This window comes from Nocardia sp. NPDC057227 (genome assembly GCF_042669725.1).
Lineage (GTDB): Bacteria > Actinomycetota > Actinomycetes > Mycobacteriales > Mycobacteriaceae > Nocardia > Nocardia asteroides_A.
On the sequence record NZ_JBHUXA010000008.1, the window covers coordinates 1 to 19,329 of the forward strand.

Sequence of the window (19,329 nt, forward strand, 5' to 3'; positions counted from 1 at the left end):
CTTCAACGGCAAGGGGCCCGCCACGTCGGTGGCGGGCCCCTTGCCGAGAAAGATTCAGTTCGCGTTCAGCAGATCGATGACGAAGACCAGCGTCTTGCCGGACAGCTGATGTCCGCCACCGGCCCGCCCGTACGCCAACTCCGGCGGAATCGTCAGCTGACGCCGCCCGCCGACCTTCATCCCGGGAATCCCGTCCTGCCACCCCTGGATCAGCCCGCGCAGCGGGAAGGTGATCGACTCCCCACGCCCCCAGGAGGAGTCGAACTCCTCACCGGAATCGAACTCGACACCGACGTAGTGCACTTCCACGGTCCCACCGGGCACCGCTTCCTGCCCCGACCCCTCGATGATGTCCTTGATCACGAGTTCGGTGGGCGCAGGGCCGGCCTGGAATTCGATCTCCGGCTTGCTCATTCGCTATCCCCTTCGATAGTTGTCAGCGGGTGGTGATGTCGTTGTAGTCGCGGGCGCCGTACCCGGTGTAGATCTGCCGCGGGCGGCCGATCTTCAGCGGCTCGCTGTGCATCTCGCGCCAGTGCGCGATCCAGCCCGGCAGCCTGCCCATGGCGAAGAGCACGGTGAACATCCGGGTCGGGAAGCCCATCGCCTTGTAGACGACGCCGGTGTAGAAGTCGACGTTCGGGTACAGCTTGCGCTCGACGAAGTAGTCGTCGGTGAGCGCCGCCTCTTCCAGCGCCTGCGCGATGTCGAAGAGCTCGTCGCCGCCGCCGATCTTGCTGAGGATGCGGTCGGCGTGCTTCTTGGCGAGCGCGGCGCGCGGGTCGTAGTTGCGGTAGACGCGGTGCCCGAAGCCCATGAGCTTCACGCCGTCTTCCTTGTTCTTGACCTTGCGGATGAACTCGTTGACGTCGCCGCCGGACTGCTTGATGCCGTCCAGCATCTCCAGCACGGCCTGGTTGGCGCCGCCGTGCAGCGGGCCCCAGAGCGCGTTGATGCCGCCGGAGACCGAGGTGAACAGGTTGGCGTCGGAGGAGCCGACGAGCCGCACCGTCGAGGTCGAGCAGTTCTGCTCGTGGTCGGCGTGCAGGATGAGCAGCATGTCCAGCGCGGCGGCGACCTCGGGGTCGACCTCGTACGGCTCGGCCGGGAAGCCGAAGGTCATCCGGAGGAAGTTCTCGACCAGCGAGAGCGAGTTGTCCGGGTAGAGGAAGGGCTGGCCGACGGACTTCTTGTAGGAGTACGCGGCGATGGTGGGCAGCTTGGCCAGCAGCCGGATGGTGGAGAGCTCGACCTGCTCGGGGTCGCGCGGATCCAGCGAGTCCTGGTAGTACGCGGAGAGCGCGTTGACCGCCGAGGAGAGCACCGGCATCGGGTGCGCGTTGCGCGGGAAGCCGTCGAAGAAGCGCTTGAGATCCTCGTGCAGCAGGGTGTGCCTGCGGATCTTGTCGGTGAAGTCGTCCAGCTGGGCCTGCGTCGGCAGCTCACCGTAGATGAGCAGGTAGCTGACCTCGATGAAGTTCGAGGTCTCGGCCAGCTGCTCGATCGGGTACCCGCGGTAGCGGAGGATGCCCTCCGCGCCGTCGATGTAGGTGATCGCCGACTTGGTCGGCGCGGTGTTCATGAAACCGGGGTCGTAGGTGACATACCCGGTGCTGGCCAGCAGCTTTCCCAGATCGATGCCGTCGTTGCCCTCGGCGGCCGGGGTGACCGTCATGGGGAAGTGACCGCCGGGGTACTCGAGTACCGGCTTGGCGTCGTTGTCGACCTTGGAGTTGTTCTCAACGGGCACGGCAGGATCCCTCTCAGGCTAGGACCGTCGGCATCGGAGTGCGCCTCGGCACGTCGGTGCGATCACCTAGACGCTAGTCGCACTCCGCCGACTGCGGCGGACGAGGGTGCCCGGGCACCGACCTCACAATCCGAGGATCGTCACGTGAGGGTTCTCCGCCTCAGCCCGCGGCGGGTACCTGCGTGGACCGGGTGATCCGGTAGCGGATGAAGGCCGGGAAGGCGACCGCGGCGAGCACCGTCGCGAGCACCACCAGAACACCGCCGCCCGCCGCCGCAACAGCGGTACCCAGGGAGGCGGCGGCGAAACCGTGGGCAACGTCACCGATCCGCGGCCCACCGGCCACGACCACGATGAACACGCCCTGCAGCCGCCCGCGCATCTCGTCGGTGGCGACCGTCAGCAACATCGCGGTGCGCAGTGCGGCGGAGACCATGTCGACCGCGCCGCCGAAGGCGAGGAAGCCGAGCGCGATCCAGAGCCAGACGCCGAGCCCGAACACGTGCCCGGCGAACCCGACCGCCAGCCCGAAGCCGAGCATGGCGACGCCCCACAGCACGATGCAGACGATCACCGCCAGCCCCTGCCGTCGAATCCGCGGTATCCAGCCGGAGAAGACCCCGCCGAGCACCGCGCCCGCGGAGAGCGCGGCGAAGAGCAGCCCGAGCGCGACCCCGCCGGAGGCCGGGTCGCCGAAGGTCTCGTGCGCGATCTGCGGGAAGAGCGCGCGCGGCATGCCGAAGACCATGGCGATGATGTCGACGACGAACGAGGCGAGCAGCACCTTCTGCCCGGCCAGGTAGCCGAAACCCTCGAGCACCGTGCGGAATCCGGCGCTGCGCACCGCCCCGGTCGGCGGGATGGCAGGCAGCCGCCAGACCGCCCAGAGCGTGGCGAGCAGCGCGACGGCGTCGATGAGGTAGAGCGTGGCGAGCCCGACCACCGGGATGAACATGCCTGCCAGCACCGGCCCGGCGATCGCGCCGGTCTGCATGACGGTCATGTTCAGCGAGCTGGCCGCGGCCATCTGCTCGGGCGGGAGCAGCCGGGAGATGGCGGCGTTGCGGGTCGGCTGGTTGACCGCGAAGAAGGCCTGCTGCACCGCGAAGAGCAGCAGCACCACCCAGACGTTGCCGAGCCCGGCGGCGGCCTGCGCCCAGAAGGCGAGCGCGGTCAGCCCGGTGCCGGCGGTGGTGATCAGCAGCAGCAGCCGCCGGTCCATGACGTCGGCGAGCGCACCGCCCCACAGCCCGAACACCACCAGCGGGACCAGCCCGAAGAGCCCGGCCAGCCCGACGTAGCCGGAGCTGCCGGTGATCTCGAAGATCTGCTGCGGAACGGCGACGACCGAGAGCTGCGCGCCGATCACGGTGACCACGTTCGAGGTCCAGAGCCGCCGGTAGGCGGGGGTGCGCAGCGGGGTGGTGTCGGCGAGCAGTCTCACCGAGCAGAGCTTAAAGGTAGGACGATTACGGCTGCAGCCGGGCGACCTGCGGCTCCGCACCGAGCCGGAGCACGATCCGGTTGTGCAGCCTGCCCCGCCTGCCCTGCCAGAACTCGACCTCCTCCGGGCGCAGCCGGAAGCCGCCCCAGAACGGCGGGAGCGGGACGTCCTCGGTGCCTGCGAAGCGGGCGGTGACCTCGGCGAGCCGCGCGTCCAGCTCGGCGCGCGACGCGATCGGCTCGGACTGCGCCGATGCCCAGGCGCCGAGCCGGGAATCGCGCGGCCGGGACCGCCAGTACGCATCGGTGACCTCGGGCGCCACCCGCTCGACCGGGCCGCGCAGGTGCACCTGCCGCGACACCGGCTGCCAGAGGAAGGTCGCCGCGGCGAACGGCACCGCGGCGAGCTGGCTGCCCTTGGCCGATTCGTAATTGGTATAGAAGTCGATCCCCTCCGGCGCGAGCCCCTTGCACAGCACGGTGCGGGCGACCGGGCGCGGCGTGCCGTCGACCTCGCGCACGGTGGCGAGCACCATGGCGTTGGGATCGACCGCACCCGCCGCGCGCGCCTCGTCGATCCAGCGGCGGAGCAGCGGGGCCCAGCCGTCGGCGACCCAGGTCTCGTCCAGGTCACCGGCGCCGTCGGCCTGGGAGGCGGCGTATTCGACTCGCATGGCGGCGAGTTCGTCGACATTCTGCTGGTCGGGCATGGGTCAGACGTTACTCCGCGGTAGCCGAGGGCTAAGGTGCTGCTGATCCGTCTGTGCTCGGCGCGTCACCCGTCGCCGGCCTGCGACCCGAAGTGCAAGGAGAGTCACACCATGACTACCAGCCCCGCGGTACCCAGCGACTTCGTGAGTGGCCTGGAGGGCGTCGTCGCCTTCACCACCGATATCGCGGAACCGGACAAGGACGGCGGCGCGCTGCGCTACCGCGGCGTCGACATCGAGGACCTGGTCGGTGGCCGGGTGACCTTCGGCGACGTGTGGGCACTGCTGGTCGACGGGGAGTTCGGGCGCGGGCTGCCGCCCGCCGAGCCGTTCCCGCTCCCGGTGCACACCGGCGACGTGCGGGTCGACGTGCAGGCCGGGCTGGCCATGCTCGCCCCGATCTGGGGCTACCAGCCGCTGCTCGACATCGAGGACGAGACCGCGCGGGACAACCTGGCGCGCGCCTCGGTGATGGCGCTCTCCTACGTCGCGCAGTCCGCGCGCGGGATCTACCAGCCCGCGGTGCCGCAGAAGCTGATCGACCAGTGCACCACCGTCACCGAGCGGTTCATGACCCGCTGGAAGGGCGACCCGGACCCGAAGCACACCGAGGCGATCGACGCCTACTGGGTCTCCGCCGCCGAGCACGGCATGAACGCCTCCACCTTCACCGCCAGGGTGATCGCCTCCACCGGCGCCGACGTGGCCGCCGCTCTGTCCGGCGCGATCGGTGCCATGTCCGGCCCGCTGCACGGCGGCGCCCCGGCCCGCGTCCTCCCGATGATCGAGGAGGTCGAGCGGACCGGCGACGCGCGGGCGCTGGTCAAGGGCATCCTGGACCGCAAGGAGAAGCTGATGGGCTTCGGCCACCGGGTGTACCGGGCCGAGGACCCGCGCGCCCGCGTGCTGCGCGCCACCGCGCAGCGGCTCGCCGCGCCGCGCTACGAGGTGGCGGCCGCGCTGGAGCAGGCCGCGCTCGCCGAGCTGCGCGAGCGCCGCCCGGACCGCGCCATCGAGACCAACGTCGAGTTCTGGGCCGCGGTCATCCTGGACTTCGCCGAGGTGCCCGCACACATGATGCCCGCCATGTTCACCTGCGGCCGGACCGCGGGCTGGTGCGCGCACGTGCTGGAGCAGAAGCAGCTCGGCAAGCTGGTGCGCCCGGCCGCCATCTACACCGGCCCCGACCCGAGGCAGCCCGCCGACGTCCCTGGCTGGAGCACCATCCAGCACCGCTGAGCGCGCGGGGTTCAGCCCTCGTCGAGCGTGGCGGCCCAGTCCACCGCGACCGATTCGCCGCGGTCGACCTCGAAGAAGCCGACGCGGAGCCGGGCCCCGAGGTCGACCGCGCCGATCGCGGCCAGCGGTACCGGCGTCACCAGCCGGACGCACCACGGCTTCGGCTCGTCCCAGGCGATGAGCTCGAGGTCGAGCCGGAGCACCGGGTCGTCCCGGCCCGCGTAGTCGGCGGCGACCGGGGTCGCGGCGAGCACCGTCGCCTCGGCGCGGCGGCCGTCGGAGAGGATCTCGGCCTGCCCGACCCGCCCGGATTCGGCGGGGTCCGGGACGAAGAGCACCAGCCGCTCCCGGTCGCCGGGATCGACCCGGCAGCCGACCACGTCGCCTGGGCTCATCCAGTGCAGGTCGGTGTCGGACACCCACTGGCGAATCCGCACCTCATAGCTCTGCTCGCCCTCGATCGCCACCCGCACCCAGAACACGTGGCCGGGCTCGCCGCGCCGCGGCCGCACGCCGAGCACCGTCGCGGTGCCGCGCACGCCGCGATGGTGCAGCTCCGTGCGGGCCGCCTCCGGGAGCGGCCCCACCGGTAGCCCGAAAGCCCCCGCACGCCGCCCGCGCACCCGCCACCCCGAATTCGCCGACCACGCCGTCATGGCGGTCAGATTAGCCGGAGTGTGGTCCCGGACACAGCAGTACCACCGTCTACCCTGTTGCCCATGACCTCAGCGTTCCCGACGATTCCCGACGATCTCAAACCCGCCGACGGTCGCTTCGGATGCGGTCCGTCCAAGGTGCGGCCCGAGCAGCTGCGCAACCTGGTCGAGGTCGGCGGTTCGGTATTCGGAACGTCGCACCGGCAGAAGCCGGTCAAGGATGTGGTGGCCAGGGTGCGCTCCGGCCTGCGCGAGCTCTTCGCCCTTCCGGAGGGGTACGAGGTGGTGCTCGGCAACGGCGGCACCACCGCCTTCTGGGACGCGGCCGCCTTCGGCCTGATCCGCGAGCGCTCGCTGCACCTGAGCAACGGCGAGTTCTCCAGCAAATTCGCGGCGGTCGCCAAGGGCAACCCGTTCATCGGCGACCCGATCGTGGTGAAGTCGGAGCCGGGCAGCGCGCCGGAGCCGACCGCTGACCCCGAGGCCGACCTGATCGGCTGGGCGCACAACGAGACCTCGACCGGTGTCGCCATCCCGGTGAGCCGCCCGGCGGGCTCGGAGCACGCGCTGGTCGCGATCGACGCCACCTCGGGCGCGGGCGGGCTCCCGGTGAACACCGCGGACGCCGACGTCTACTACTTCGCCCCGCAGAAGTGCTTCGCCGCCGACGGCGGGCTGTGGGTCGCGCTGATGAGCCCGGCCGCGCTGCAGCGGGTCTCCGAGATCAAGGAGAGCGGGCGCTGGACCCCCGAATTCCTCTCGCTCCCGATCGCGATCGACAACAGCGTCAAGGACCAGACCTACAACACCCCCGCGGTCGGCACGCTGCTGCTCTTCGCCGACCAGATCGAATGGCTGAACAGCAACGGCGGCCTGGACTGGGCGGTGAAGCGCACCCTCGATTCCTCCTCGCGGCTCTACGCCTGGGCCGAGTCGAGTGAATTCGCGACCCCGTTCGTCACCGATCCCGCGCACCGCTCGCAGGTGGTCGGCACCATCGATTTCGCCGAATCGGTGGACGCCGCGCAGGTCGCGAAAATTCTGCGGGCCAATGGCATCGTGGACACCGAGCCGTACCGCAAGCTGGGCCGCAACCAGCTGCGCGTCGGCATGTTCCCCGCCATCGATCCGGAGGACGTCACCCAGCTCACGAAGAGCATCGACTGGGTCGTTCAGCAGCTCGGCTGAGTGCGGCGAACAGAGCAGATTATCGGGGGGCGGGAATCTTCGTCCAGGTTTCCGCCCCGCGTGTCTGGCCTCGAGAACCCCAGGAGTGCACTACTGTTTCGGAAAGTGGGCGCTGTCGCGAGTCGACGCGGTGAGGAGGTAACCGGTGCGTGAACTTCGAGTGATCGGGGTGACGCCCGACTCCACCCACATCGTCTGCGTCGACACCGAGTCCGGTCAGAAATTCCGGCTGCCCGCGGACGACAAACTGCGTGCGGCGGCGCGCGGCGACCTTGCACGATTCGGCCAGATCGAGATCGAAATGGAAGCTTCCATGCGTCCTCGCGATATCCAGGCCCGTATCCGCGCCGGTGCCTCCGTCGAACAGGTCACTCTGGAATCCGGCATGCCCGCGAGCAAGGTCGATCGCTTCGCCTACCCGGTGCTGCTGGAGCGCGCACGGGCCGCCGAGCTCGCGCAGAAGGCGCACCCGGTGCGCGCCGACGGCCCCGCCGTCGAGAACCTCATCGATATCGTCACCGCCGCCTTCACCGCCCGCGGGCACACCCTCGACCATGCCGTCTGGGATGCCTGGAAGGACGAGAAGGGCTTCTGGGTCGCCCAGTTGCAGTGGCAGAACGGCCGCTCCGAGATCGCGGCGCATTGGCGGTATCAGCCGGATGCGCACGGCGGCTCGGTCTCGCCGCTGGACGACCCGGCCTCGGATCTCATCGATCCGGACTTCGGCCGCGCGCTGCGCGGGCTCGCCTCCATCCTGCCCAGCGAGCCCGAGCCGGAGCCGGTCCCCGAGCCCGCGCCGCGGGAGCAGGCGGCCACCGCGCGGGACACCGAGTTCTTCGAGCAGCGCGCCGAGGCCGAGGAGCCGGTCGAGCAGCCGGAGCCGGAGCAGCAGCCCGCCGCCGAGGCGGCCGAGGCGGAGATCACCGCCGAGGCGCCCGCACCGGAGCCCGCCGAGGCCGAGGCGGCCCCGGCCGCCGAGGCGCCGCAGCAGCCGACCCGGCGCAGGCCCCCGGCTCGCCGCCAGGCGCAGGCCGCCACCGCGCCCGTCGCGGAGCCGGAGGTCACCGAGGAGCCGGCCGAACCGGTTGCGCCGGAGGAGAAGTCGGAGCCCGCCGCCAAGCAGGCGCCGAAGCCGCCCGCCAAGCCGGCCAGGACCAAGCGCGGCAAGGCGCCCATGCCGTCCTGGGAGGACGTGTTGCTCGGAGTGCGCAGCTCCGGCCACTGAGTCGCGCAGCGCGGGGGTTTCACCAGCGCAGGGCGGAACTCTTTCGGCGCGCATCGGAGTTGCTCGGGGGGTCGGACGTCCGTTTCGTGCCACCATCGACTGGTGTCCGAGCTGAAGAGGGTCGCCGAGCCGAGCCGAGCCGCCGCGCAGGAACCGCCGTCGTCCGGGAGGGCGTCGACGCTCTGGTACATCGACGCCGCCGACCCGCTCGCGGTGCTGCGCGCCGGGCACGAACCCGACCAGGCCGCCGCGCTCGCGCTGGCCCGGCTGCTGTACGCCGATTGCGACGTGGTGCCGCACCCGGTCGGCACCCTGGCCGGGTCGGCGGGGCCCGCGGCGAACGAGGTGTGCATCGCCTCGCTGCCCGGGGTCACCGTGCTCTGCACCGCGCAGGCCGCGCTGATCCGGCCGACCGCGCTACCCGAGCTGCTGGTCCGCCCGCTCGCCTCCGAGCACACCTACCTGGTGTCGTTCGACAGCGCGCACGGCTGGGGCGCCTTCGCACACTGGGAGCGCGGGGAGTTCCGCCGCTCGTTCAGCTCCAGCAGGCTGCACATCCTGGAGGACGAGGGGCTGCCGCTGGTCTGGGAGCGGCCGTACTGGGCCGGTGAGCACCCGGTGCGCTGGCGCGCGGGCGAGCTACCCGACCCGGGGTCGCTCCCCTTCGACCCGCCGGACTTCGCCGACGCCGCCAATAACGAGTGGCTCGGGTTCCACTACCGCTCCGCGCCCGCGGAAGGGGCCTTGACCTCGGCCGACGTCACCGTCTGCGGTTTCACGCTCTTCCCGCGCGGGGAGGCGCCCGCGCAGCCCGTCGCCTCCGCCCGCCCGCGCGGGCGCGGCCTCCTCGACCGGCTGCGCGGGCAGCACCCCCGCTGAATCGGCGCCGCGAGCCCGGGCGCCGCCGCGAGCTCGACCGGCCGAGCGCACCGCGGCGTCGGCCGCCGCGTGCGACACCGAGGTCGACCGCCGAGTGCGACGCCGGGGTCAACCGCCGAATGCGGCGATGACGAGGGCTATCCAGCCGAGGACGACGCCGACCGCGCCGCCGCCGAGCACCCAGCGGGTGACCGGGGCGTGGCGCCAGCGCCAGGCGGTGGGTGCGGCGCCGCCCGCGGCGATCAGGTTCACCGCGACGGCGAGCAGCGGGTGCACGGCGCCGAGCGCGGCGCCGAAGGCGAAGACGGCGACCGCGGTGAGCGCCCCGACCAGGGCGCCGACCGCGATGCCCGCGGCCAACGGGGCCGGGTCGCGATAGGGCGGCGGCTCGATCATCGGGTCCGCACCCGCTCGTAGAAGGCCATGGCGGCGGCCGTGGCGACGTTCAGCGAGTCGGTCCCGGCCGACATGGGGATGCGGGCCCTGACATCGCAGGCGTCCATGGCCTCCGGCGTGAGCCCCGGCCCCTCCGCGCCGAGCAGCAGCGCGACCCGCTCCCCCGACATGGCGGCGGCGAGGTTCGCGGCGGCGGGGTCGGGGGTGAGCGCGATGGTCCGGAAACCGCGGCGGCGCAGCTCGGCCAGCCCGTGCGGCCACTCGGGAACCGGCGCGAACGGTACCCGCAGCGCGTGCCCCATGGAGACCCGCACCGAGCGCCGGTAGAGCGGGTCGGCGCAGCGGTCGCCGAAGAGCACCGCGTCCGCCCCGAGCCCGGCCGCGTTGCGGAAGATCGAGCCCAGGTTCTCGTGGTCGTTCACGCCCTCCAGCACCGCGACGGTGTGCGCGCCGTCCAGCAGCTCCGCCATGCTGAACGCGGCGGGTCGGCGCGCCACCGCGAGCACCCCGCGGTTCAGGTGGAACCCGACCACCTCCGCCATCACCTCGGCCGAGGTGCGGTAGCAGGGCACGTCGACCCCGGCCAGGTCGCCTGCGAGCTCATCGAGGCGCCTGGCGACGCCGAGCAGCGCGCTCGGGGCGAACCGCGAGCCGAGCATGCGCCGCACCACGATGGTGCCCTCCGCGATCACCAGCCCCTTGCGGCCGGGCAGATCCGGGCGGCGGTCGGCGTCCTTGAGATCGCGGAAGTCGTCCAGCCTTGGGTCGGCGGGGTCCGCGAGGTCGATCACTTCGGCCACCGCACCATCCTGCCCGCTCGGCGGGGCGGGCGTAAATCCGATGCGACGCACCGGCGCGCCGTGCGAGGGTCGAGGGATGACTTCGCATCCCGCAGCGCGTGTCCGCCCGGCGGAGCAGGCCGATCTGGCCGCGATCCGGCTGCTGATCGAGACCGCCTTCGGCACCCGCTTCGAGGCAGCCGAGCCGAAGCACATCTGGAACCTCTTCCCGGTGGACCGGGCGCTGGTCGCCGAGGCCGAGGGCCGGGTGGTCGGCCACTCGCACTCCGGGCCCATGACGATCACCGTTCCCGGCGGCGAGCTGCCCGCCATCGGCGTCTCGGGGGTGGCGGTGGCCGCGCCGCAGCGCCGCCGCGGCGTGCTCCGCGCGCTGTGCCTGGAGCAGCACCGGCAGATCGCGGCCGATGGCGTTCCGCTGGCCGCGCTCACCGCCAGCGAGGGCGGCATCTACGGCCGCTTCGGCTACGGCCCGTCGGCGCGCGAGAACCAGATCAGGCTGGACCGCCGGTTCGCGCGCTTCCTGCCGACCGCGCCCGATCCCGGCGGTGTGCACCAGGTGCCGGTGCCCGACGCCGAACCCGAGATCCGCCGGATCTACGACACCTGGCGCCGGGTGACCCCCGGCGCCCAGGAGCGCCCGGACGCCGCCTGGGCGCTGCGCTTCGCCGACCCGGTGCGGATGCGCGGTGGCGGCGGCGACCTCTTCGCCTTCCTGCACCCGGACGGCTACGCGCTCTACCGGCACCACGGTGACCGTTCGATCGAGGTCAAGGAGCTGCGCACGCGCACGGCCGACGCGCACGCGGCGCTCTGGCGCGCACTCTGCGGCCGCGACCTCAGCCACGACCTGGTCGCCGGGCTCCCGGCCGACGACCCGCTCCCCTACCTGCTCACCGACCCCAGGCAGGTGCGCACGGTGAGCAGCTACGACACCCTCTGGCTGCGGATCATGGACGTGCCAGCCGCGCTCACCGGCCGCCGCTACGACGCCGACCTGGAAACCGTTGTCGCGGTCGACGATCCCTTCCTGGACGCGGGCGGCACCTTCGCGCTGCGAATCGCCGGCGGGGTGGCCGAGTGCGCGCCGACGACGGCCGAGCCGGAGCTGTCCATGGGGCTGGACGTCCTCGGCGCGATCTATCTGGGCGCCCATCCGGCCCGTGCCTTCGCGGCGGCGGGCAGGCTGCGGGGTGCGCCGGGGGCGCTGCGCGCGCTGGAACGGGCCTTCGCCTGGCCCCAGGACGCCGTGCTCGGCTGGGGATTCTGACCACCCATGTCCGATTCTGGCATTCTGGTGCTATGAAGCCGATTCAGCTGGTGCTCAATATCCTGTGGCTCGTGTTCAGCGGATTCTGGCTGGCACTCGGCTACCTGGCCGCGGCGCTGCTCTGCTTCCTGCTCTTCTTCCTGGTGGTGCCGATTCCGTTCGGCGTCGCCTCGCTGCGGATCGCGGTGTACGTGCTGTGGCCGTTCGGGCGGACCACGGTGGAGAAGCCGGGGGCGGGCGCCGGGTCGCTGATCGGCAACGTCATCTGGTTCATCGTGGCCGGCTGGTGGCTGGCGCTCGGGCACCTGCTGACCAGCATTCCGCTCTTCCTGTCGATCATCGGGATCCCGTTCGGCTGGGCCAATCTCAAGCTCATCCCGCTGTCGCTGTTCCCGCTGGGCCGGGACATCGTGGAGAGCGATCAGCCGTTCGGGGCGACCCGCTAGTCGCTCTCCGCGACGATCTTCTTCATGATGCCGACGGCGCGGTTCAGCACGTCGATCTCGTCGGTGTCGAGGCCGGAGAGCTGCTCGGTCATCCACGCCTCGCGGGCGCTCGCCTCGTCCGCGAGCAGTGCCTGCCCGGCGGGCGAGAGCGAGACGATGATCTGCCTGCCGTCGGTGGGGTGCGGCTTCCGCTCGACCAGCCCGAGCTCGGTGAGCGAGGCGATCACCCTGGTCATCGACGGCGGCTGCACCCGCTCCCTGGCGGCGAGCGCGCCCGGGGTCATGGCGCCGTCGCGCAGCAGGGTGGCGATCGCGGAGAGCTGGGTCAGCGAGATCTGCGAGTCGGCACGCCTGCCCCGCAGGTGCCGCGTCAGCCGGACCACCGCCAGCGAGAGCTCGCCGGCCAGGGCGCGGACGTCCGTTGGCGTTGTCACAGTGGTGAACGATACGTGACCGGCGGGGGCCGCTGCCGATTTCGCCGGACGGCTACTGTGGAGCCGTGACGCAGCAGGTACCCGCCATCCCGCAGCGGCTCACCGACCCGAGGCCGGTGCTCGCCGTCGGCAGTGCGCTGTGGCTGGTCGCGACGATCGTGGTGTGGTCGGGCGGTGCGCGGTGGGCCGAGGCGCGGCCGCTCTGCCTGATGGGGCTGCTGGTCGGCGCGCTCGCGCTCGGGATCTACCTGATCCAGCTGCGTGGGGCGCGGCGCGGGGACAAGGGCGCCCAGACCGGGCTGTAGGCCGAAACCTCTCAGCCGACCTCGAATTCGGCGCTGGTACCGGTGAACGGGCGGGTCGTCCCGTCCTCGGCGAGCGCATCCGCGAAGTGCACGAAGCGGAACCGGCCGCTGGTGCCCGCCGGGATATCCCAGAGGAACCGCGCCACCGACTCGCCGGACCCCCCGCGCCGCCAGAGGAACCGCACCTCCCACTCCCCCTCGTTGGCCGCCCGCCGCCAGGAGCCGTCGGCCCCGAGCCGCTGCACCTCGAGGAAGGTGCCGTTGCGCCGCGGATTGTGCTTCGGGTGCGCGGAGACGAACTCCACCTCGGCCCGCGTTCCGGCCGGACAGCTCGGCGCCGGCTGCACCAGCACGTCGCCGAAGCCCTGCCCGGGAGGCAGCGGGTCGGGCCCCGCGCCGACCTGGAGATTGGGCTGCAGGTTCGAGACGTCGCGCGGGGCCGGACCACGCCCCACCCGCTGCCTCGCCGCGAGCGCCCGCGCCACCCGGTCGAATTCCTGCTGGTAGGCGCAGAGCGTGTAGCGGCCGAAGAGCGTCGAGCCGCCCTCGTACTGCTGCGCGTCGTACTCCTCCGGCGTCGCCACGTACTGCGCGTAGGCATTCGCGTAGCCCTGCAGCAGCACCAGCGCCGGGTCGACGCCGAGCGCAGCGGCCACGGTGCGCCTGACCCGCAGCCCGGAGACGATGGTGAACTCCGCGCCCGCCGCCGCCAGGTACAGCTCGCCGAGCCGGACGACCTGCACCGGAAGCACATTCGGCACCCACGGCACCGGCGGCATCAGCCCGAGCGGGGCCGCGATCAGCTTGGGCGCCTGGGCGTCGGCCAGCCAGGCCGGGATCGGGGTGTCGGCGCCGCCGAGCGCGTCGGCGAGCGGATTGCGCACCCCCTCCGGCACCGGCCCGCCCGGCAGCCCCGGCCCGTCCTCCACGCTGCCCGCGAAGAGCGAGACCCCCACCGCGGCGGGCGCGGTGCGGTGCGGCAGGCCGTCCGGGGTGAAGCGGCCGTCGACGGCGGTGTCGGCGAGATCGATGTAGCAGAGCAGCGAGTCCACCGTGCCGCCGAACGGCTCCGCGGCGGCCAGCGCGCGCTCGGCGGCCGCGTACTGCCGCTCGCCGAGGATCCTGGTGTTGTCGAACTCGTCCTCGGTGGGGCCGGAGCCGGGGCGCAGGTTCAGGTTCGGCGACATGTCGCCAGCGTTGGTCTGCGCGAAGGCGGCCACGAAATCGGGGGCGCCGTCCAGGTAGCGCACGCCGTTGCGGTCGTGCTCGAAGGTGTAGGCGGCGTAGCCCTTGTTGTCCGAGCTGATCAGCCGGTTGCTGTTGGTCATCGAGGTGTTGTGCGTGGCGAACCAGGTGATCACCCCGATCCGCCTGCCGCCGCGGACCAGCGCGAGCGCGGTGACCGCCGGGTCGATGGCGTCCGGGAACTCGGCCCGGTCGGGTGCGGGGTTGCGCTCGAAGGCGACGCGGGAGCGGTTCACGCTGGCGTCGCGCAGCTCGGCGCGGCCGAATTCCAGTGTGCCCGGCGCGAGGTCGTCGTGCGCGGCGGCGATCGCCTCGACGATGCCGTTCACCTCGGCGTCGTAGACCTGCTGCTGGAAACCGAGGACGGAGAGGTTGTAGGCGTAGTCGTTGCTGGACCCGCCGCAGGTCGCGTGCGAGTGCGTCGAGGTGAGCACGACGTTCTGCTCGGTGTACAGATCGCCGAAGCGGCGGGCGAGTTCGGTCAGCACGCCGCGGTGCACGGACTGGAAGATCATGCCGTTCTCGGCAACCACGAAGACCACCCGGCGCCCGCCGTGCGCGAGCGCGAAGGCGCGGGCGCGCGGCCGCAGGTGGATGCCGGCGGTCTGCTGGTCCTGCTGGGAGTAGCCCATCATGCCGCACTCCGCGGCGGGGCCGGTGATATCGGAGATGCCCGCGCCCACCAGGTATCCGCCCGGCTCGGCGCGTGCCGGGGCGCGCCCGGCGAGCACCCCCGCCGCCAGCCCGGCGACGGGCAGCGCCGCCGCACCGTGCAGAACGGTCCTGCGTGCCATCGACATCCACGTCTCCCTTCGCTGTCCTGCGAGGGAACCATACAACTGGACAACCGTCCAGGGGGTACGGACAGCGCGGTGAAATTGACTGGGACCGCCGCGGCAGGTTTGCTTGCCGGTGTGTCCTCCCGATTGAGCGTCGAAGAACGACGGGCCCATCTCATCGAGGCCGCCATCGGTCTCGCCGAGAAGAAGGGCGTGGCGGGAGTGACGACGCGGGATGTCGCGCAGGCCGCCGGGGTCTCGCTCGGGGTGGTGCACTACTGCTTCGAGAACAAGGACGCGCTGATGACCGAGCTGGTCAAGGCGCTCTCCACCGAGCTGCGCGACTCCATCGACACCAATGCCGCCATCTGGGACGGCGCGGGCTCCGGTACCGGGGCGCTGCGCGAACTGGTCAGGGCCGGGCTCGAACTGCTGTGGCAGAACGTGGAGTCGACGCCGGAGCGGCAGATGCTCAGCTACGAGACCACCACCTACGCGCTGCGCGAGGGCGAGCAGACCCCGGCCAAGCTGATCATCGCCCGCGAGCAGTACACCTTCAACGACGCGACCGTCGGCGCGGTGCTGGAGAACGCCCGCGAGGCCACCGGCACCCGCTGGACCACCCCGGTCACCTCGCTCAGCCGCTTCACCCTGAACCTGATCGACGGCCTCGTGCTGCGCTGGCTGGTCGACGGCGACAGCGCCGCCGCGCGCACCCAGCTCGACCTGCTTGCCGAGCTGGTGGCGAGCAAGGCGGAGTAGCCGTCAGCGCGGGGCGCGCAGGTGGGTGGCGGCGCCGTCGTACCACCACGGCACCGAGGCCTCGGCCGTGAGCGCGCCGGTGAGCCGCACCCGCAGGTCGCCGTCGTGGAGCAGCAGCGGCCCACTCGACTTCGGCAGGGCGTAGAGCTCGCTCGCGATGGTGGCGAAGGGCTCGCTCTCCCACTCCGTTTCGCGGCCGGGGGTGAGCACCTCGGCGGTGACGGCGGCCGAGGCCAACGGCAGCTCGAGCAGCGTCGCCAGGGCTTCGGCCTGCGCCGGGTCGCCCGCCACGATGCGGTCGGCGGGGAGCGCGAAGCCGAACCAGGGCAGGTCGAGCACGAGCGCCGCGCTCGGCTCCAGCACCGCGCCGGAGAGCGCGCGTACCCGTTCGGGCAGCTCGACGTCTTCGATGTCGATGGTCTCCGCGGCCACGGCGGCCGCGAGCAGGCGGTGGGTCCGCGCGATCACGGCGGGCAGCGGGGTGCGCTCCGGGTCGGCCAGTGCGGCGAGCAGGGCGCTCGCCAGCTCCGGGTTCAGCGCGGCGGGGTCGGCGAGCAGGGGTCGCAGGGCGTTGAGACGACCCGTGAGCTCCGGCGGGTCGAAGACCGGGAGCAGCCCGGCGAAGGCGGGGTCGGCGGGGTGCCGGTGCAGGCCGAGCGGGGTGCCCTGCCAGCGCGCGTTGGTGCGCAGCCACCAGGCGGTGTAACCGTCGCGGTCGGCGAGCAGCGGGCGGGTGCGCTCGCCGTCGAGCAGCAGGGTGAGCGCGCGCGGCCAGGCGTCGTCGGCGACCAGGTCCAGGTCGCGGACCGCGGCGAGCAGCGGGGGGTCGTCGGCGAGCCCGTCCCACCAGGTGTCCTCGTCGTCCAGGTCGTGGTCGGGGCCGGTCGGGTCGGGCTCGGTGATGACGGAGAAGTCCCAGCTCACGCCGACCGCGCGCAGGGCGGTCGAGCCGTACCCCTCGACCACCGCGGCGGCCACCGTGCCGAACGGGGCGTCCTCGACCAGGACCTCGCGCAGGGGGGCGCCCGGTAGCAGCAGCTCGTCGGCGGGGCGCGGCTCGCCGGTCTCGTCCGGCACCTCGAGCAGGCCGATCCAGCGCGGGAGCGGGACCGTGGTCAGCTCGGCCAGCCGGAGCACCGCGTCGACCAGGTCCTCGTCGGCCGGGGCGTCGTCGAGCTCGGCGCGCAGGGCAGGGTCGGTGAGCAGGTCGAGCGCGTCGGCCTGGCGCGCGCCGAGCCGGGTGAGCAGCGGGTGCGCCGCCTCCGGGTGCACCAGCCGGGACCAGTGCACCGGGACCACCACGGTGAGTTCCTCGTCGAGCACGGTGGTGCGCGGCCCGGTGACCAGCCTGCCGTCGGCGAGCGGAACCGCGAGCGCGCCCAGCTCCTCCGCCGTGCGCGGGTCGGTGACGTAGGGCTCGAGCGCGGCGTAGAGCCGGTGCCACCAGCGCGCCGGGCGCTCCAGGCCGGAGCTGCGCTCGGCGATCAGCGCCGGGGTGAGCAGCGGGACGTCGAGCGTGGCGAGGGCGCGGACGGCGGCGGTGTCGGAGAGCTCCGGGATCACCAGGGGGCCGGCGAAACCGGCGAGGAGGTCGGCGAGTTCCCGGGTGAGGTCGGGGAGGACCCGGGTCCGCGAGGGGATCTGCGCGGAGGCGTGATCGGCGGCTGCATCAGCGGGTACCGGGGTGCCCGGCCACAGGGCCGCCGGCTCGGTGGCCCCGCCCGGCGGTGCGGTCACGACGGACGGTTCCGGCAGGTCCCACGGGTCGACGACCAGCGACTCCGTCGGCGCCGGAGCGTAGGCGGAGGTCGAACCCTCGCCAGGGCCTGCGAACTCGTCGGGAACGGCGACCACCGGCAACCACGGCCGGGTGCGGAGTTCACGCACGACGGCCTCGCGGAGCACGGCATCCACCTCGCCGAGCGGAAACCCGGGCTCGGGAACCAGCACCAGCCGGTCGCGCGGCGGCAGCGCGGCCGCGAAATCGGCGTACCCCGCGGCGTACTCGGCGAGCGCGACGCCTGGCAGCAGGCGGCGCCGGTCCGGCTGCATGGGGATATCGGCGATGAGCAGCGCGGGGAGCGAGAGCTCCTCGTCGGAGCGGGTGGGGGCGCGCAGCACGTCGGGCGCGGCGGGGTGCGGGCGGCCGTCCCGGAGCGGGACCAGCCAGCGGCCGCGCGCGGTGCGGTACTCCCACCAGCGCCCGGTCTCGGCGCCGCCGGTGATGGTGAGCTCGGTGAGGCCGGGCCCGGCCTGGCGCTCGGTGCGGGCGTACCCGACGCCCGCGATCTCCAGCACCGTGAGCGCGGGCAGTTCGAGCAGCAGCTCGGCCGCCTCGGCGGCGAACCCGGCGAGCAGCGCGGCGGAGTCGACATCCGCGCGCAGGGTGAGCACGACCTCGGTGTCGCCGGTAGCGGGCGCGGTATCGACCGGCCAGGCCAGGCGCAACACCGGCACGGGCACCCCGGCCAGCTCGGCGAGGTGCCCGGGGGCGGTGGCCGCGGTAGCCGCACGGGTCTCGGCCAGCGAGAAGCGCACGCCGCCGGTGCGCGAGCGCACCTCGATCTCGTCGGCGACCGCGCGCACCGCGGTGAAGCCGACGCCGAACCGCCCGACGCTCTCGTCCGCCTTGTCCGAGGCCCGCAGCGCCGTCAGCGCGCGGACCCCGGTGATGTCGAGCGGCGCACCGGTATTCGCCACGTGCAGGGAACGGCCGTCCAGCCACACCGTGAGCACGCCGTCGGCGCCTGCCTTGGCGGCGGCATCCGCCGCGTTCTGCGCCAGCTCGGTGAGCAGCCGGTCGCGGTAGCCTGCGACCACCAGGTCGGCCTCCGAGGCGGCGTCCTCGCGCAGCCGGGTCGGCGAATCCCGCCAGGCCGCGAGGACCGCCGCGCGCAGTGCCGCCGTGCCGAACGGGTCGTCCCCGGTCAGCTCCACGATCCCGGCTCGGCCGCCCGTTCCGCCTCGTCCGGCGTCAGCGCGGGCGCCACCGCCGACCCGTCGGCCGCGATCGACTCGCCATCGGCCACCGGAGCGGCGGCCTGCGGCGCGATGGAGACGATCTCGACCGCGGCGTCGTCGTACGCCTCGTACCGCGCCGACCCGCCGCCGGAGGGGAACTCGGTGTCCGAGTGCGCCCCGCACCCGTACCCGGTGTGCACGACCCGCCCGTCCGCCCCCATGGCGTTCCCGCAGACCCCGAACGCGGCCCGCATGGCCCCGGCCAGCGGCAGGAAGAACCCACAGAGCCCGCAGGTCGACGGCGCCGCCTTGGCCATGTCGGCGCCCGGCCCGAACTCGCCGAACCAGCGCTCGGCCGCCTCCTCGCGCCCCTCCAGGCTCAGCACCCGCGGGCGCCCGAGCCCGATGTCCCGCGCCACCTCGTCGACGGCCGGGTCGCCGTTCAGCACGTACCCCGGCACCAGCCGCGGGTCGTTCTCGGTGGACGGCAGCAGGTCACCCGGCCCGAGATCACCGGGGCGGACCCGCTGGTCCCACGGCACGAAGTCCGGCGCGACCAGCGCGTCCGGCCCCGGCAGCAGGGCGGACTCGCTCACCGTCACCCGGTCGTCGCCGGGCGCCGCGGCCACGACGACGGCCCACTGCCAGCCCCGGTACCCGGGGAGGGTGGCCTCGAAGCGGTGCGTCGCCGCGGCCTCGTCCTCGGAACTGACGCCGAGGTGCTGCCCGACGCCGGTCGATTCCAGCTCCACGAGCGCACGTCGAGCCAGCTCGACGGCGTCGGCCAGGAGGGGCCGTACGCCGGCCTCCGTAACAGAAACTGCGCTCACGGCCTACATTTTGC

At 72.9% G+C, this 19,329-nt stretch carries 19 protein-coding genes; 8 read left to right on the top strand and 11 right to left on the bottom strand.

Annotated features, from left to right (window positions below; all coding sequences use genetic code 11):
• Nucleotides 1–54 precede the first annotated feature (54 nt).
• The 4 genes from ACFUJ1_RS13265 to pdxH form a co-directional block, all read right to left on the bottom strand.
• The gene (locus ACFUJ1_RS13265) at nucleotides 55–414 is read right to left on the bottom strand and encodes an FKBP-type peptidyl-prolyl cis-trans isomerase (protein ID WP_378645357.1); all 360 of its coding nucleotides are present in this window, start codon (nucleotides 412–414) and stop codon (nucleotides 55–57) included.
• Between the two features lie 22 nt (nucleotides 415–436).
• Nucleotides 437–1,750: a citrate synthase gene (locus ACFUJ1_RS13270; protein ID WP_378645358.1), complete on the bottom strand. Its 1,314-nt coding sequence runs from the start codon at nucleotides 1,748–1,750 to the stop codon at nucleotides 437–439.
• 160 nt (nucleotides 1,751–1,910) lie between these two features.
• Nucleotides 1,911–3,194, bottom strand: coding sequence for an MFS transporter (locus ACFUJ1_RS13275; RefSeq protein WP_378645360.1), 1,284 nt, complete (start codon nucleotides 3,192–3,194; stop codon nucleotides 1,911–1,913).
• A 25-nt stretch (nucleotides 3,195–3,219) separates the two neighbouring features.
• The gene (gene pdxH, locus ACFUJ1_RS13280) at nucleotides 3,220–3,903 is read right to left on the bottom strand and encodes a pyridoxamine 5'-phosphate oxidase (protein ID WP_378645362.1); all 684 of its coding nucleotides are present in this window, start codon (nucleotides 3,901–3,903) and stop codon (nucleotides 3,220–3,222) included.
• A gap of 111 nt (nucleotides 3,904–4,014) precedes the next feature.
• On the opposite strand from pdxH, the gene ACFUJ1_RS13285 reads away from it, so the two are divergent.
• Nucleotides 4,015–5,142, top strand: a complete 1,128-nt coding sequence (locus ACFUJ1_RS13285; protein ID WP_378645363.1) for a citrate synthase 2 — start codon at nucleotides 4,015–4,017, stop codon at nucleotides 5,140–5,142.
• 11 nt (nucleotides 5,143–5,153) lie between these two features.
• Here the strand turns inward: ACFUJ1_RS13285 and ACFUJ1_RS13290 are convergent, their stop codons facing one another.
• On the bottom strand, nucleotides 5,154–5,798 hold the full coding sequence (locus tag ACFUJ1_RS13290) for a hypothetical protein (RefSeq protein WP_378645364.1): 645 nt from the start codon (nucleotides 5,796–5,798) through the stop codon (nucleotides 5,154–5,156).
• Between the two features lie 63 nt (nucleotides 5,799–5,861).
• Here ACFUJ1_RS13290 and serC point away from each other — a divergent pair, with 63 nt between their 5' ends.
• From serC to ACFUJ1_RS13305, 3 genes are all read left to right on the top strand, one after another.
• Nucleotides 5,862–6,986, top strand: coding sequence for a phosphoserine transaminase (serC, locus tag ACFUJ1_RS13295; RefSeq protein ID WP_378645365.1), 1,125 nt, complete (start codon nucleotides 5,862–5,864; stop codon nucleotides 6,984–6,986).
• A 145-nt stretch (nucleotides 6,987–7,131) separates the two neighbouring features.
• Nucleotides 7,132–8,211 (top strand): septation protein SepH, encoded by a 1,080-nt coding sequence (gene sepH, locus ACFUJ1_RS13300; protein ID WP_378645367.1) that lies wholly within the window; start codon nucleotides 7,132–7,134, stop codon nucleotides 8,209–8,211.
• A 102-nt stretch (nucleotides 8,212–8,313) separates the two neighbouring features.
• The gene (locus ACFUJ1_RS13305) at nucleotides 8,314–9,090 is read left to right on the top strand and encodes a DUF6928 family protein (RefSeq protein ID WP_378645369.1); all 777 of its coding nucleotides are present in this window, start codon (nucleotides 8,314–8,316) and stop codon (nucleotides 9,088–9,090) included.
• Between the two features lie 108 nt (nucleotides 9,091–9,198).
• Here the strand turns inward: ACFUJ1_RS13305 and ACFUJ1_RS13310 are convergent, their stop codons facing one another.
• Both ACFUJ1_RS13310 and ACFUJ1_RS13315 read right to left on the bottom strand, forming a co-directional pair.
• Complete coding sequence (locus tag ACFUJ1_RS13310) at nucleotides 9,199–9,486, bottom strand: DUF2537 domain-containing protein (protein ID WP_378645370.1); 288 nt, start codon at nucleotides 9,484–9,486, stop codon at nucleotides 9,199–9,201.
• On the bottom strand, nucleotides 9,483–10,286 hold the full coding sequence (locus ACFUJ1_RS13315) for a TrmH family RNA methyltransferase (protein WP_378645371.1): 804 nt from the start codon (nucleotides 10,284–10,286) through the stop codon (nucleotides 9,483–9,485). The genes ACFUJ1_RS13310 and ACFUJ1_RS13315 overlap by 4 nt, the downstream gene beginning before the upstream one ends.
• 76 nt (nucleotides 10,287–10,362) lie before the next feature.
• Here ACFUJ1_RS13315 and ACFUJ1_RS13320 point away from each other — a divergent pair, with 76 nt between their 5' ends.
• Nucleotides 10,363–11,553: a GNAT family N-acetyltransferase gene (locus ACFUJ1_RS13320; RefSeq protein WP_378645372.1), complete on the top strand. Its 1,191-nt coding sequence runs from the start codon at nucleotides 10,363–10,365 to the stop codon at nucleotides 11,551–11,553.
• Between the two features lie 32 nt (nucleotides 11,554–11,585).
• Entirely contained in the window at nucleotides 11,586–11,999 is a 414-nt protein-coding gene (locus ACFUJ1_RS13325) for a YccF domain-containing protein (protein ID WP_378645373.1), read from the top strand.
• Here the strand turns inward: ACFUJ1_RS13325 and ACFUJ1_RS13330 are convergent.
• Nucleotides 11,996–12,433, bottom strand: coding sequence for a MarR family winged helix-turn-helix transcriptional regulator (locus tag ACFUJ1_RS13330; protein WP_378645374.1), 438 nt, complete (start codon nucleotides 12,431–12,433; stop codon nucleotides 11,996–11,998). The genes ACFUJ1_RS13325 and ACFUJ1_RS13330 overlap by 4 nt on opposite strands.
• Before the next feature lie 65 nt (nucleotides 12,434–12,498).
• Between ACFUJ1_RS13330 and ACFUJ1_RS13335 the strand changes: the two genes are divergently transcribed.
• Nucleotides 12,499–12,738 carry a DUF2530 domain-containing protein gene (locus tag ACFUJ1_RS13335; RefSeq protein WP_378645376.1) on the top strand — a complete coding sequence of 80 codons (240 nt, stop codon included), beginning with the start codon at nucleotides 12,499–12,501 and terminating at the stop codon, nucleotides 12,736–12,738.
• A gap of 11 nt (nucleotides 12,739–12,749) precedes the next feature.
• Here ACFUJ1_RS13335 and ACFUJ1_RS13340 read toward each other — a convergent pair whose 3' ends face one another.
• Nucleotides 12,750–14,783, bottom strand: a complete 2,034-nt coding sequence (locus ACFUJ1_RS13340; protein ID WP_378645378.1) for a neutral/alkaline ceramidase — start codon at nucleotides 14,781–14,783, stop codon at nucleotides 12,750–12,752.
• Nucleotides 14,784–14,897: 114 nt separating this feature from the next.
• Between ACFUJ1_RS13340 and ACFUJ1_RS13345 the strand changes: the two genes are divergently transcribed.
• Nucleotides 14,898–15,524 (top strand): TetR/AcrR family transcriptional regulator, encoded by a 627-nt coding sequence (locus ACFUJ1_RS13345; RefSeq protein ID WP_378645379.1) that lies wholly within the window; start codon nucleotides 14,898–14,900, stop codon nucleotides 15,522–15,524.
• A gap of 3 nt (nucleotides 15,525–15,527) precedes the next feature.
• On the opposite strand, the gene ACFUJ1_RS13350 is transcribed toward ACFUJ1_RS13345, so the two are convergent.
• Nucleotides 15,528–18,455, bottom strand: coding sequence for a sacsin N-terminal ATP-binding-like domain-containing protein (locus tag ACFUJ1_RS13350; RefSeq protein WP_378645716.1), 2,928 nt, complete (start codon nucleotides 18,453–18,455; stop codon nucleotides 15,528–15,530).
• Nucleotides 18,452–19,315 (bottom strand): DUF3027 domain-containing protein, encoded by an 864-nt coding sequence (locus ACFUJ1_RS13355; RefSeq protein ID WP_378645381.1) that lies wholly within the window; start codon nucleotides 19,313–19,315, stop codon nucleotides 18,452–18,454. Before ACFUJ1_RS13355 ends, ACFUJ1_RS13350 begins: the two co-directional genes overlap by 4 nt.
• Nucleotides 19,316–19,329 lie beyond the last annotated feature (14 nt).